This is a genomic window from Chromobacterium haemolyticum (assembly GCF_009936155.1).
Taxonomy (GTDB): Bacteria; Pseudomonadota; Gammaproteobacteria; order Burkholderiales; family Chromobacteriaceae; genus Chromobacterium; species Chromobacterium haemolyticum.
The window spans coordinates 1830904-1844168 of the sequence record NZ_AP019312.1 but is presented as its reverse complement, the minus strand read 5'-3'; the positions used below and the strand labels follow the sequence as shown (position 1 = coordinate 1844168).

Annotated in this window: 11 protein-coding genes; all 11 read left to right on the top strand. The window is 64.9% G+C overall.

From position 1 onward, the window contains the following. Positions 1-2 precede the first annotated feature (2 nt). The 11 genes from GYH29_RS08495 (at position 3) to tssE (ending at position 13263) form a co-directional block, all read left to right on the top strand. Positions 3-857 (top strand): hypothetical protein, encoded by an 855-nt coding sequence (locus GYH29_RS08495; protein WP_161523530.1) that lies wholly within the window; start codon positions 3-5, stop codon positions 855-857. Beyond that, positions 854-1909: a hypothetical protein gene (locus GYH29_RS08490; RefSeq protein ID WP_161523529.1), complete on the top strand. Its 1056-nt coding sequence runs from the start codon at positions 854-856 to the stop codon at positions 1907-1909. The genes GYH29_RS08495 and GYH29_RS08490 overlap by 4 nt, the downstream gene beginning before the upstream one ends. 4 nt (positions 1910-1913) lie before the next feature. Continuing rightward, complete coding sequence (locus GYH29_RS08485; RefSeq protein WP_161523528.1) at positions 1914-2978, top strand: hypothetical protein; 1065 nt, start codon at positions 1914-1916, stop codon at positions 2976-2978. A 77-nt stretch (positions 2979-3055) separates the two neighbouring features. After that, positions 3056-4276, top strand: coding sequence for a hypothetical protein (locus GYH29_RS08480; protein ID WP_161523527.1), 1221 nt, complete (start codon positions 3056-3058; stop codon positions 4274-4276). Next, positions 4260-7541, top strand: a complete 3282-nt coding sequence (locus GYH29_RS08475; protein WP_161523526.1) for an ImcF-related family protein — start codon at positions 4260-4262, stop codon at positions 7539-7541. The genes GYH29_RS08480 and GYH29_RS08475 overlap by 17 nt, the downstream gene beginning before the upstream one ends. A gap of 13 nt (positions 7542-7554) precedes the next feature. After that, positions 7555-7908: a hypothetical protein gene (locus tag GYH29_RS08470; RefSeq protein WP_157222241.1), complete on the top strand. Its 354-nt coding sequence runs from the start codon at positions 7555-7557 to the stop codon at positions 7906-7908. Continuing rightward, entirely contained in the window at positions 7905-9467 is a 1563-nt protein-coding gene (gene tssA / locus GYH29_RS08465) for a type VI secretion system protein TssA (protein WP_019104440.1), read from the top strand. The genes GYH29_RS08470 and tssA overlap by 4 nt, the downstream gene beginning before the upstream one ends. 52 nt (positions 9468-9519) lie before the next feature. Then, entirely contained in the window at positions 9520-11295 is a 1776-nt protein-coding gene (tssF, locus tag GYH29_RS08460) for a type VI secretion system baseplate subunit TssF (protein WP_161523525.1), read from the top strand. After that, entirely contained in the window at positions 11292-12320 is a 1029-nt protein-coding gene (tssG, locus tag GYH29_RS08455; RefSeq protein WP_019104438.1) for a type VI secretion system baseplate subunit TssG, read from the top strand. The genes tssF and tssG overlap by 4 nt, the downstream gene beginning before the upstream one ends. Next, complete coding sequence (gene tssJ / locus GYH29_RS08450; RefSeq protein ID WP_081576046.1) at positions 12317-12847, top strand: type VI secretion system lipoprotein TssJ; 531 nt, start codon at positions 12317-12319, stop codon at positions 12845-12847. The genes tssG and tssJ overlap by 4 nt, the downstream gene beginning before the upstream one ends. Positions 12848-12849: 2 nt before the next feature. Continuing rightward, positions 12850-13263 carry a type VI secretion system baseplate subunit TssE gene (tssE, locus tag GYH29_RS08445; RefSeq protein WP_198001654.1) on the top strand — a complete coding sequence of 138 codons (414 nt, stop codon included), beginning with the start codon at positions 12850-12852 and terminating at the stop codon, positions 13261-13263. The last annotated feature ends 2 nt before the right edge of the window (positions 13264-13265 follow it).

The following is a 13265-nucleotide window of genomic DNA, read 5'->3' as shown; positions in this document are numbered from 1 at the left end:
GCATGGACTTCTGGATTACCGGCGAAGGCGTGACCCAGGCCGCCAGCCTGGCCAGCTACACCGCCATCCATTTCCCGCGCCAGCTGAGCCGCATCCGTCTCAAGCGCATTCCGTTTTGGGGCAAGGGCATTACCCACCAGGGCGGGGCCATTCGCGACAAGCCCCCCGGCCCCGGCCACTACTGGGTGGAAATCGCCCACGACGACCCCAGCATCACGGAAAGCTATGGCTGGTATCCGGCAGCGAATATCGCCGGCATGGAGAGCAAACTAGATCAGCTCAGCGCGATGTGGGATGTTGAGGGCTGCATCAATGGCGACTCTAAAGACCGCCGCGATGCAGATAAGGAGAATCCAAAGAAAAAGAAGTATGAACTCCTGGCTGGTCGCGGCATCGGTCACCACCCCTATCCCTACGACCCCAACCACGGCAACCCCAAAGCCCGCAGTGTCCAGCCGCTCTACCTGGGCTTGACTGACCAACGCGCGGAGACGGCGGTGATTGAGGAAATCCGCGCCTTCGCCGCCGCTTACACGAAACAATCCGGTGGCCGCTGGAGTTATCGACTGGACAGCTTTGGCGAAGCCAACTGCCACACCTTCATCTGGCGCATGCTGCACGACTGCCAGCTGATTGATCTGGAATTGCTAAACGCCGATATCGACCCCCACTTCGACAAGCTGCGCGGCCTGGTGCTGAAGGAGGCCGCCAAGGGCGCGGTCTTCGGCGGATCTGGCATCGGCGTGGCCGCCGCCCTCAGCACCGCACGCCGGCTGATCAAGCCTGACTATGTTGACCAGCTGGTAGCACACACCACCATGACGCGCGACGAGCTGAAGCGCCGGAACTGGTTATGAAAACCTGGCAAAAAACCTCACTGATCGGCGTTCTGCTGCTCATGTTGTTGGGCCTACTTGGTTATCACATTCAACAATACCCGGCCGTCCGATGGCTGGTTTTATGGATACTCCCCATGAGCCTGACTTATACCACCGACACTAACGGCGAACGCCTGCACGTCAACACACCCTACTATGTACGCGAATGGCCACGCACCTTTTCAACGGATTACTTCGTCGGAGAAATCCAAAGCTTGGAGACTACGGAGCAGGAAAGCGACCCTACCCAGATTGCTATTAATAAAATCCAAAAAATCGCTTATCGAAAGGGCAGCAGCTTTAAGCGCGAACCTTTCACAGACCCCATCGACTACGAACGCTTTGGCATCAAGGTCAACGGCATCTATTTCTTCGGACTGGATGCAGATGGCCAGATTAACCGGCTGCTGACCATAGAACAGGCGCTGTGGGAACCCGTCTATATCAAGGCAGACATCTTTGTTGCCGAGGTCCGCTCTGCCGAGAAGGTGATCAGAACAGAGATGGGTTCTGTTCTCTTCAGCTACTGGCCCGATACTGGGTCACGTAAAGAAGTACGCGGCTTTTATGTCGAGTCCAACGGGCGTAAGAAGTCCTGGCTAGTCAACTTTCCTGAACAAAACCGAAATAAAACCAATCACACCCGCTACTTCCAGGCCCAAACCGAACCCTTCACCGCCGACATCCCCCTTAAAGTCCTCGGCATCAAGACCGATGGCCGCTATCTGCTCAGCGTTCTGCCCGACAACAGTGCCGGCTTCCCTCGCCCGGAACTCGATGCACTGGAAGACCAGCGCCACATCGAATTGTGGGTGGCCGATGGCCAGGTCTATCGCGCCACCCTCACCACCTATGTCGTTACTGGCGAGAAATGGACTTTTTACAACGACAAAGGCGAATTGGAACGGCGTAACGGCTACGACATCGAGAACGGCCGCAAGGTGGAGTGGGCGCAAACGCTCGACCGAACCATAGGCCAACGCGGCGGCGAGTGGGTGCCGCCCCGGCCACAAGATGAGCAGGAAGATTAAGCCAATGCGCACTTGGCAAAAAGCCACGCTGGCCGGAATGCTGCTGCTCCTATTGCTGCTGCCGCTGGCCCTGTTCATTTATCAGGTCCATCACACCCCGCTCGCCCAACGGCTGTTTAACTGGATACTCCCCATGAGCCTTAACTACACCACTGACTCCAACGGCGAACGCCTGCACGTCAATATCCCGTACTACGTGCGTGAAAGTCCCCGGACCTTTTCTACAGATTACTTCGTTGGGGAAATTCAGACTTTAGAGGCGACGGAGCAGAAAGACGGCTACACCCAGATTGCTATTAATCAAAGCCAAAAAATCGCTTATCGAAAGGGCAGCAGCTTTAAGCGCGAACCTTTCACAGACCCCATCGACTACGAACGCTTTGGCATCAAGGTCAACGGCATCTATTTCTTCGGCCTGGATGCGGATGGCCAGATCAACCGGCTGCTGACCATAGAACAGGCGCTATGGGAGCCGGTTTATATCAAGGCGGACATCTTTGTTGCTGAAGTGCGTTCAGCCGAACGAGTCACCCGAACAGATATTGGCGCGGTTCATTTCAGCTACAAGTCCGACGATGGCCTACGTCAAGGAATACGTGGTTTCTATGTCGAATCAGATGGTCGCAAACGCTCTTGGCTATCCACTTTCACCGAGCAAGGCAGAGACAAAACCGACCATGAAATCAATTACCAAGCCAAAACCGAACCCTTCACCGCCGACATCCCTCTTAAAGTCCTTGGCATCAAGACCGATGGCCGCTACCTGCTTAGCGTCTTGCCCGACAACAGCGCCGGCTTCCCCCGCCCGGAACTCGATGCGCTGGAAGCCCCGCGCCACATCGAAGTGTGGGTGGCCGATAGCCAGGTCTATCGCGCCACCCTCACCACCTATGTTGTCACTGGCGAGAAATGGACTTTCTACAACGACAAAGGCGAATTGGAACGGCGTAACGGCTACGACATCGAGAACGGCCGCAAGGTGGAGTGGGCGCAAACGCTCGACCGAACCATAGGCCAACGCGGCGGCGAATGGGAGCCACCCCGGCCACAGGACCAAGACGATGATTGACCACAGCCGCCTCGAACGCCTGGCTCACCACCTGATCATGGTCTGCATCGTCGCGGCGACGCCGCTAAGGAGGCGTCATGCCGGTTGATCTCGAAAGCCTGCGCGCTCCCGATTACGAGCTGGGCGAGCCACCGCGCCTATGGGTCTGGCTGTTGATCCTGCTGCTGGTGATGGGCAGCGGCGCGGGACTGACCCTCTACCTGTGGCCGGCGGATCAGGCCAGCGGCTGGCGTTTCTGGACCTGTTTGCTGGGCCTGCCCTTCGTCATCTACCTGTTGCTGTTCACGCTACGCATGCGCGACCTCGAAAGCTGGCGCAACCAGCTCTATCTGGAGGAACAGGCGCGCCAGGAGGTGGAGCAGAACAATATCCAGTTTGGCCAGCAGCCGCTGTCGCTGCTGCACGGCGTCGCCTGGAGCGCGGCCGGCGATCTGGCGCAGACCCTGGCCAGTGTCCAAGCGCCCCAGCCCTTACTGGCCTCCATCCCGGTACACGGCCACCGTGACGAGGTGATCCGGCATACCCACCTCCCCGACAAAGACGCTCTGGACTGGCAAGCCTCGCCCGAGGAACGCATGGTGAAGCGGGTCAAATCCGCACTGAACAAAGCCTTGACGCCACTGCTGCCCGCGCTGCGCACGCTGCCGCCTCAATGGCCCTTGCATGTCGAATTACAGATCGACACCGACGGCGTGGCCGTTGATGTCATGGCGCTTTGGCGGCGGCAATGGGCATGGCGCGAGCTTCAGCCGGGCCCGGCATCGGAAACCCTCGTCGTCGCCAACGGCATGGCGCGGCTGGATAGCTGGCTGGATCAAAGCGCCCTCAAACACTGCCAATGCGCGCGGCTGATTGTCGCCGCGCAGTTTTACGAACGCCCGCCGGCTGACAGCGCCGAGGCGGTATGCGCTCTATTGCTGGCCTGGCCCCAGGGCGAGAACGTGCACCGGCTGCACCGGCCGGTGAGCAGCCAGGACCGCGATACCGACGCGGTGCTGGCCGAGGCGCAACTGTTTGGCGTCTGCGAGCCGGAGCAACTGGACGCGATCTGGTCGGCCACCAGCCAGAACGACGATGCCGGCTGGGCCGTCGCGCTGAGCCAGCAGCAGCCCCGCGCCGCCGTCGTGTCGATAGACCGCCAGATCGGCCATGCCGGCGTAGCGGCGGAGTGGCTGGCGCTGCTGTTGGCCTGGCAAGCCGCCGGTCCCGACACCCCGCAAGCCTTTCTGACCCGGCACGGCGAGCACGCCATGCTGGGCCTCGTCTACCAGGAGAGCGGACATGCCGCCCAAAATTAAACTACCGCCGACGTCCCTGCCTCGGCCCAATCGTCTGCTCGGCAAGCTGCGCCTGCGTTGGAGTTGGGCCGTGGTGTTGCTCATCGCGGCCTTGCTCATCATCCTGGCCCTGCTGCTGGATGAACGCCTGGGCTTGTCGGCCAACGGCCAACTACCCTGGGCGATCTGCGGCATCGCACTCTGCTGCGTGCTGCTATTGGCGCTAGGCAACGCCTTTGGCGACCTGTCCAGCTGGCTGACCCAGCGCCGCTGGCTGCCGCGCCAATACACGCGCCAAACCGCAGGTCCATCCGACGACGCCCCGGCCGAAAGCTGGGGCGCGGCGTTTCAGTTGATCGTCCAACGCTGGCAACAAAGACCAGCCCAGCAGCGGCCGCACTGGCTGCTGCTCTGCGGCGCGCCCGAGGCCGTCCGCCAGGCGGTGCCGGCGCTGGCCAAACAGCCCTGGCTGGAAACCGACGGCATGGTGCTGATCGACGCTTCCGCCGCCCCGCCCCCGGGCGGCTGGCGCCGGCTGCGCGGGCGCTGGCAAGCGCCGGCCGACGCCGTCATCGCCCTGCTGCCCCAAGCCGCCGACGCCGCCGCGCTGGCGGAACGCGCCGAGCAATTGACCATCGCCAGCGGCTGGACCCTGCCCATCACCCTATGCCAGCGCGCGCCCGACAACGCCGGCCCCGGCATCGCCGGCAGGCCCTTGCCGGCGCTGCCCGCCAACGCCGACGGCTGGGCCGATCAGGCCAGAAGTTGGGCCATGCGGCTGCCGCTGCGTGGGATTCCCACCCGCCAAGACAGCATGGCGCAGCCCTTTTTGCTGCGCTGTTCGCAATGGCTGGAGCGCGAGGCCCACACACTGGCCGAAGCCTGGCAGCGCTGGCGCGGCGGCCTGACCGCGCCCTCCGCCGTCAAGGCGCTGGCCTTGGCCAGCTGGCCCGCCGATGTCCGGCTGTGGAGCGGCGCGATCAGCCAGGGCTCCGCCTTCGCGCCGCGCCGTCGCGGCAGCCCGGCCCAGCGCCGGCTGGCCGCCGGCATTGCCGCGCTGTGCCTGTTCTGGCTGGCCGGCATGTTGGCGTCCGCCTATCAGAACCACGGCCTGATCGCCGAGGCCCAGGCCGCCATCGACGCCCAGCCTAAAACCGCCACCCTGAACAGCGCGCTCCAGCTGCAACGGCTGCTGGAGAAGCTGGAGGCCCGCCAGCGGCACGGCGCGCCATGGTCCGCCCGCTTCGGCCTGAACCGCGACGCCGCCTTGCTGGAACGGCTGCGCCCGCACTACGCCCGCGCCATCGGCCAGGCGATGATTGCCCCCGCGCGCGGCCACTGGGCGCGGCAATTGCAGGCGCTGAACCAGACCCCCAGCACCGAGTTGAGCACCGACCCGGCCCGTACCGAACAGGCCTATCAGGCGCTGAAAGCCTATCTGACGCTGGACCAGCCGGCGCGCGCCGAACCGGCCTTCCTCGCCGCCCAACTGACGGCCCAGGATGATGGCGGCTTCTCCCCGGCGCTGCGCCGCGCCATGGCGCAGTTCTACGCCGAACGGCTGGCCGGCCAGCCCGGCTGGCGCATGGCCGCCGATCCGGCTTTGGCCCAGGCCAGCCGCCAGACTCTGATCGGCCAGCTGGGCCGCCAGCAGGCCGACGACGCCCGCTACCAGCAGATCCTGGCGGAAGCCCAGGCCAAGTATCCGCCGCAAACGCTGGCCGCCCTGCTGCCGGGCCAGGACTTGCGCGGCCTGTGGCGCAGCGAGGCCAGCCTGTCCGCCGTGTTCACCCGCAAGGCCTGGGACGAGCATCTGCGCGCCGCCTTCACCGACGCCCACCGCCGCCAGGGCAGCACCGGCGACTGGGTGCTCAATGCCGAGCAGACAGGCCAGCCCAGCGCCGGCAAGGCGCTGGAGGCCGCGCTGAGCCAGCGCTACTTCGCCGACTACGCCCGCGCCTGGCAGCAATTCCTCAACGCCGTCTCCTGGCAGACGGAGGCCAAGCTGGCCGCCAACGCCCAGCAATTGCAGGTCTACGCCGATCCGCAGCGCTCGCCGCTGCGCGCCTTGATGGCGCTGGTGCGCGACAACGCCCGCGCCGGAGAACGCGCCGACAGCATCGGCGCCAATCTGATGGACAAGGCCCAGGCGCTGCTGGGCAAGAACGACGCCAGCGCGCCGGTCATCGCCGCCACAGAAACCGCGCCGCTGGCGCAAAGCTTCGGCCCGCTGCTGCGGCTGCTGGAAGAACGCCAGGACGGCTCCAATCTCAGCCTGCAACGCTATCTGGAGCGGGTGGCGGCCACCCGGCTCAAGCTGCAACAGGTGGCCGCCGCGCCGGACCCGGACGCCGCCGCCCGCGCGCTGGCGCAGGCGGTGTTCCAGGGCAAGGGCGGCGAACTGGCCGAAAGCCGCGACTACGCAGCCCAGCTGGCCGCCAGCCTGGGCGAAGACTGGCAGGGGGTTGGCCTGCACCTGTTCCTGCAACCCTTGAATCAGTCCTGGCACACCCTGCTGCAACCGGCGGCGGCCAGCCTCAACCAGTTGTGGGACCAGAGCATCATCCGGCCGTGGCAATCCAGCTTCGCCGGCCGCTACCCCTTTCATCATGCCGACGTCGACGCCTCGCTGCCGGAACTGGGCCGCTTCCTGCACCCCAGCGACGGCCTGGTGCAACAGTTCGTGCGCCAGCAACTGGGCGGGGTGCTGGAACAACAGGGCGATCAATGGTCGCCGGACCCGGCGGCGGCGCAGGCGCTGCGCTTCGACCTGAACTTCCTCAACGAACTGAACCGCCTGTCGCGGCTGTCCAGCCTGCTCTACGCCCAGGGCGACGCCGGCATCCGCTTCGAACTGAAGCCCATCGCCAGCGTCGGCCTGGCGGAAACCCTGCTGCAACTGGACCAGCACAACCTGCGCTACTTCAACCAAGTGGAAAGCTGGCAAGCAATGAGCTGGCCCGGCGATCCGCTGAAAGCCGGGGCCAGCCTGCAATGGCAAAGCGTGGACGCCGGACTGCGCCAGACTCAGGACCACCCCGGCCGCTGGGGCTGGCTGCGCCTGCTGGAGCAGGCCAAGCGCGAACAGCTCGACCGTTCCAGTTGGCAGCTGAGCTGGGCGCTGCCGGACGGCCATCAGGCGCGCTACCAGTTGCGCAGCGAGACCGGCGCCGGCCCGCTGGCCTTGCTGCAACTGGTGCAGTTCCAGTTGCCCACGCGGATTTTTATCGTGGAGCCGGGCAAACCGCCGGCCGCGGCCAAACAGGCCCGGCGCCCCCAACCTTGAAAAGGAGCGAATCATGACGCCCAAGCCCTTGCCGACGCCTAAACCATCCGAGGAATGGAACGTGCGCGAGCTTCAAGCGCCGCGCCAGGAAGACTCGCGGATAGGCGCGACCGGCCAAAGCCGGCCGCCCACGCACAACCCCGCCGCCATTCACCCGCCGGCCAAGGCTCAGGACCTGGCGTCGCCGCGTCGCTGGAGCGTGGAGGAGCTAAGCATTCTCCAACGAGAATATCCGCAACGGGGCGAGGCTTGCCGGTCCATGCTGCCGGGGCGCGGTTCCCTCGCCATCAATCTTCAAGCGCACAGAATGGGCTTGCGGCCGCCAACGCCGACCGCAAGCCCGGCCTCGTCCGGCAAACGCCCATGAGCTGGCTGCGCGCCTTGCTGGGCCGGGATACGGCGCCGGAAGAAGAGGCTCGCCAGCGGCTGCCGCGTTGGTCGGCCTGGCTAAAGCCGATTTCCGATGCCTCGCCCTGCGGCGAAGATCTGTCCCACGACGATGAGTTTCTAGCCTTGAAAGAGGAAGCGACCCGCCTTTCCGGCATGAACGCGCAACTGGCCTTGGCGCATGCGGAAACCTTGCTGAAAACCCGCGGTAAGGATTTGCGCGTGGCGGCCTATTACGCCTTCACCCGGCTACGCCAGGACGGCGTGGCCGGCCTGGCGGACGGCCTGGAACTGAGCGCCGCCTTGCTGGAACGCTACCCGGACACAGTCTGGCCACGGCAGCCGGCGCGGCGACGCAATGCGTTGGAATGGCTGGCCAGCGAACGCTTTACCAACCAACTCTCCGTGCTGGCCGATGACGACGACGCAGCTTGGCGGCGGGCCGCTGCCGCCTTACTGCTGGTGCAACGACTCTCCGCGGACAGCGAGGCGCCGCCGCAGCGGCTAGAAACACTGGGCCGCTGTCTACAGCCCCGGCTGCAAGCCGCCGACGCCGGCCATGCAGCCATGGGCATGCCCGTTCCCGCGGCGGTCGGCGCGGCTACGCCGCCGGCGGGCGCCGATGAGGTGGGCTCCTGGCGCGAACTGCTGGAACAGGCGCGACGGATGGCTGTGTTTCTGCGCCAACAGCCGGAAGGCCAGGCCGCCGCTCTTCGCCTGCTGCGCGCCGTGCGCTGGGAGGCGCTGAGCAGCCCGCCGCCCGGCGACGCCGATGGCCGCAGCCGATTGCCGCCGCCGCGCGCAGAGCTGCGTCAACAGCTAAAGCGCCTGCTGTTGCAGCAGCAATGGCGGGACTTGAGCGAGCGGGTGGAAAGCGCGTTCGCGGAAGGGGCCAACCACTGGTGGCTGGATCTGCAGCGTTACGCCTGGCTGGCGAGACAACATGACGGAGAGATGGGTGCCCCGTTGGCGGAGTTGATCCGCGACGATGTTCAACGGCTGTGCCAGCGGCTGCCCGGGGTGGAAAAACTGAGCTTCAGCGACGGTAGTCCGTTTGCGGAAGACGCCACATTGGAATGGCTGGCTCAATGGCGGCGGCCGGAAACCTCCGTTCTCGCAGCGCCGGCGGCCGACGAACGCGGAGACTGGCCGGAAACGGAAACTCAGGCCCACGCCATCGCCGCGCAGCAGGGTTTGCCGGCGGCCTTTGCCTGGGTGCAGGCCTTGCCGGCCATCGCTGGCGGCCGTGAGTTCTGCCTGCGGCAACTGCTGCTGGCCCGGCTGGCGGAACGTCACGGCCGCGCCGAAATGGCCATTCACTTGCTGGAGGCCTTGCTGCGCCAAGCAGATGGCCATCAGTTGGACATCTGGGAGCCGCAACTGGCCTTCGAACTGCTGGCGCAACTGGCGCGGCTGTTGCGCCAGCGCATGCAACGCAAGGACGCAGACCGTTCCGGCCTGGCCCAGCAACTGGAGCAGCTCAATGCGCGCCTGGCCGCGCTGGACCCAGCCCGGGCGCTGGCCGGCGCCTTCTCGTGAATTCGCCCGCGCCGCAAGCGGCGCTTTTTCCACATGTCGATGAAAGCCGCCCATGGATGATCTGACTCTGCGCTATTACGAAGCGGAAATGCGCTACCTGCGCGAAGCCGGCAAGGAGTTCGCCCGCGCCCACCCCGACCGCGCCGCCTTGCTGAATATCGACCGGTTGGGCAAGCGCGACCCTTACGTGGAGCGTCTGTTCGAAGGTTTCGCCTTCCTGACCGGCCGCATCCGCCAAAAACTGGACGATGATTTCCCGGAGCTGACCGAAGGCCTGGTCAATATGCTGTGGCCGCATTATCTGCGCATGGTGCCTTCGCTTACCGTGCTGGAGTTGCGCGCCGACGCCCATGCGCTGCAACAAGCCAAGCCGGTGGAAGCCGGCCTGAGCGTCCTCACCTCGCCGGTGGGCGCGAATGCGGTGCGCTGCGCCTACCGCACCACCCAAGCGGCGATGATTCGGCCCTTGCTGCTGTGCCAGGCCGGCACGCGGTTGGACGGCGAAGGAAGATCGGTGCTGGAGCTGCGCTTTGATCTGGGAGCGACGGCCAAGCGCGAGGCCCTGGACCTATCCCGTCTGCGCCTGTTCCTGGACGCCGATCCGCCCATCGCCTTCGCGCTGCGTCATGCGCTGACCCGACAGTTGGGCCGCGCGCGCCTGCGGCCTTTGGGCCGGGCAGGCTACCCGGTCCACGAGATGCCGACCCTGCGCTTCGAGCCAGTGGGCTTTAACGAGGCGGATCGGCTATGGCCCAAGGCCGACAACGCCTTTGGCGGCTATCAGTTGCTGCTGGAGTACTTTTGCTTCCGCGAAAAGTTCCAGTTTCTAGATCTAGCCGGCCTGGACGCGGCACTGCTCCCCGGAGACTCCACCGGCTTTACGCTGGAGCTGACCTTGACGCAACGCTATCCGGCGGACATGCCGTTCAACGCAGACAACCTACGCTTGCACTGCGTGCCGGCGATCAATCTGTTCCCAATGGAAGCCGAGCCGCTGCATGTGAATCATCTGAATCATGAATACCGGGTGGTGCCATTGGCGAGCCAGGGCCCCGAGATCGAGGCCTGGTCCGTGGACGAAGTCGTTTCCATGGATACCGAGAACGGCGGCCGTCACGCTTACCTGCCGTTCACCAGCTTCCAGCACAGGGGAGGCATGCTGCGCGATGAGGCGCCGGAACGCTTTTACCATGCACGGACCCGGCTTGGCGCGGCCGGCAGGCCGGAAACCTGGCTGGCTCTGGGAGGCCATCTTTGGGATTCGCCGTCGGCGGCGATGCGGGAGGAGATTCTGTCGCTGCGCGTCACGGGCACCAACGGCATGCTGCCGCGCAAAGCGCTGCGCGAAGCGCAGATCCTGGAGCGCTCCGCGGCCCCGCCGCTGACCCAGATCGCCAACCTGACCGCGCCCACCCTTCCCTGCTACCCGCCGGCGGAAGACCGCTATCAATGGCGAGTACTTTCTCACCTTGCGCCCAACTTTCTATCGCTGCTGAACGTAGAAGTGCTGCGCGGGACGCTGGCGCTGTACGACTGGACCGAAGACGAATTGAACCGCCAGCGGCTGAACGGATTGCTGGAGGTGAGACACCAGCTGGTTAGCAGGGTCAAGCAAGGTTGCATGGAGCGCGGGGTACGCATCGAACTGACGGTGGACCGAAGCGGCTTCGCCGGCCCGGGCGATATCCATCTGTTTGGGGATTTGATGCATCGCTTCTTCGCCGCCTACGCCGACATGAACCTATTCACCCGTTTCGAACTACGCATCCTGCCCGAAAACGAGCGGGTCCGTTGGCCGGACAGTAAAACGGAGGCGCCTCCGCTATGACGGAAACCGACTTTTACACTTGGCTGCAATCTGCTCCCGCCTATAACTTTTTCCAATTCTGCCGTGTTCTGGAGCGGCTGCCCGGCGACATGCGCTTGGGCGCGGCGGATAGTCCGGCCAGCGACCCGATACGACTGCTGCCCTCTCCGTCGCTGGGCTTTCCCGCCGGGGAAATCGTCCGCGCGGAGCCGGCTGATCCCGACACCGGCTGCCCACCGGTGCTGCGCACCACCTTTATGGGGCTTTACGGAGTCGACGCCGTGCTGCCCTATTACTTTCTGGACGATATCGCCGTCCGCCGCGAGGGCCACGAACCGCTTGCGGCGATGCTGGACTTGTTCAGCCATCGCCTCACCGCCCTGCTCTATCGCGCCTGGGGCAAATACCGTTATCCGCAAACCTTCAAGGCCGGCGGGCGCGACCCCTTATCCAAGGCCTTGCTGGGCCTGATAGGCATGGGTTTGGGCGAGGCGGCGGAACAGCGTCAACTGCCCGCCGGCCGCCTGCTGGGATTGCTGGCCCTACTGGGCCAGCGCACCCGCCCCGCCTCCGGCCTGGCCAGCGTCATCCGCCATGCGCTGCCCGGAGCCGGTGTCCGGGTGCGGGAGTTCCTACCCCGCTGGGCGGCGCTGGACGAACCCGCCCCCCTCTCCGGACGGCCACCGCTGCGCGCAGGTGAATTCGTTCTGGGCCGCCGATTGCGCGCCGCCAATCACGCGATCGCCGTCACCGTGCGCCCAAGTCACGCAGACTGCGTACCCTCCTTGCTACCCGGCGGGCTCTTGCATCAGGACGTGCTGGCGCTGACCCGGGTTTACCTGGGATGGCGGCTGGAAGCTGAAATCTGGCTTGAATTGCCCGCCAGCTGGTTGCCGGCCAGCCGCCTCGACCCCAGCGCCCAGCCCAGGCTGGGCCTGGGCTCAACCTTGGCCGGGGCAGCGGGCGAACGCTGGCGCCGCTTGCGCATCGGCCATTATCAACCACTGCCGGACGCCTGCGCCCGGCAGCCAGGAGAACCCGGATGAAACACCTCTTTCCCTCCCTGCGCGCCGGACTGCTCTTGCTTGCCCTGACCCTGCCGCTGAGCGGCTGCGGCCTGTGGCAAAGCACCAAGAACGTTACCGTCAGCGCCGCTCAAAAGATATTCCTGACCCGTATAGACCGCCTGAATCTGGATTTGATCGCTAGCGAGGAACTGAACGCCGAAGCCGGACAACGACCGTTGGCGGTAGTGGTGAGGGTGTACCAGTTGAAGGACAAGGCCGCCTTTCTCGCCGCCCCCTACTCAACGCTGCTGGAACAGGATCAATCCGCGTTAGCCGACGACCTGCTGGCCATCCGCCAAACGCTGTTGCGGCCCGGCGCGGCGGTCAGCCTGCGCGAGCCTTACCATCAGGACGCGACCTATGTCGGCGTGGTCGCGCTGTTCCGCCAAGTGGATGCGGAACGGCAATGGCGGCTGCTCTTGGATAAGAAGGAACTCGACAATGACAAGCCCCTGCAATTGGAGCTGCGCGGCTATGCGCTGGAGCGCCGTCAGACGGAGGGATGAATATGGGACCCGCATTATATGAAATGCTGACAGGGCAATTTTCCGACGGACAAGAGCTGGACGCTTTGGCGCCGGAACAGCAGTTCTCTCACAGCGTGATCGACAGCATCCGGCGCATCCTGAACGCGCGCGCGGGATCGCTCAAACATTTACCGGACTACGGCCTGCCGGATCTGGGCCACGTTTATCGCCATTTGCCCGCCAGCGCTCACCAGTTGATGCGCAGCATCGAGCAGACCTTGCTGCGCTACGAACCTAGGCTGGACGCGGTGGAAGTCGCTTTCCAAGACGATCACGAGCAAATGGTGTTGCGCTACCGCCTGCGTTGCCGCTTGAAACAGCACGGCGAACTAATGCTGGACGCAAGCTTCACGCCCGAGGGCGGCGTCAGATTAAGGGATGGGTCACAGTCGTAAAA

Excerpts from the sequence above, each read along its gene's own strand:
- GYH29_RS08495 (WP_161523530.1), top strand. The coding sequence starts at position 3 with ATGGACTTCTGGATTACCGGCGAAGGCGTGACCCAGGCCGCCAGCCTG.
- GYH29_RS08490 (WP_161523529.1), top strand. The coding sequence starts at position 854 with ATGAAAACCTGGCAAAAAACCTCACTGATCGGCGTTCTGCTGCTCATG.
- GYH29_RS08485 (WP_161523528.1), top strand. The coding sequence starts at position 1,914 with ATGCGCACTTGGCAAAAAGCCACGCTGGCCGGAATGCTGCTGCTCCTA.
- GYH29_RS08480 (WP_161523527.1), top strand. The coding sequence starts at position 3,056 with ATGCCGGTTGATCTCGAAAGCCTGCGCGCTCCCGATTACGAGCTGGGC.
- GYH29_RS08475 (WP_161523526.1), top strand. The coding sequence starts at position 4,260 with ATGCCGCCCAAAATTAAACTACCGCCGACGTCCCTGCCTCGGCCCAAT.
- GYH29_RS08470 (WP_157222241.1), top strand. The coding sequence starts at position 7,555 with ATGACGCCCAAGCCCTTGCCGACGCCTAAACCATCCGAGGAATGGAAC.
- tssA (WP_019104440.1), top strand. The coding sequence starts at position 7,905 with ATGAGCTGGCTGCGCGCCTTGCTGGGCCGGGATACGGCGCCGGAAGAA.
- tssF (WP_161523525.1), top strand. The coding sequence starts at position 9,520 with ATGGATGATCTGACTCTGCGCTATTACGAAGCGGAAATGCGCTACCTG.
- tssG (WP_019104438.1), top strand. The coding sequence starts at position 11,292 with ATGACGGAAACCGACTTTTACACTTGGCTGCAATCTGCTCCCGCCTAT.
- tssJ (WP_081576046.1), top strand. The coding sequence starts at position 12,317 with ATGAAACACCTCTTTCCCTCCCTGCGCGCCGGACTGCTCTTGCTTGCC.
- tssE (WP_198001654.1), top strand. The coding sequence starts at position 12,850 with ATGGGACCCGCATTATATGAAATGCTGACAGGGCAATTTTCCGACGGA.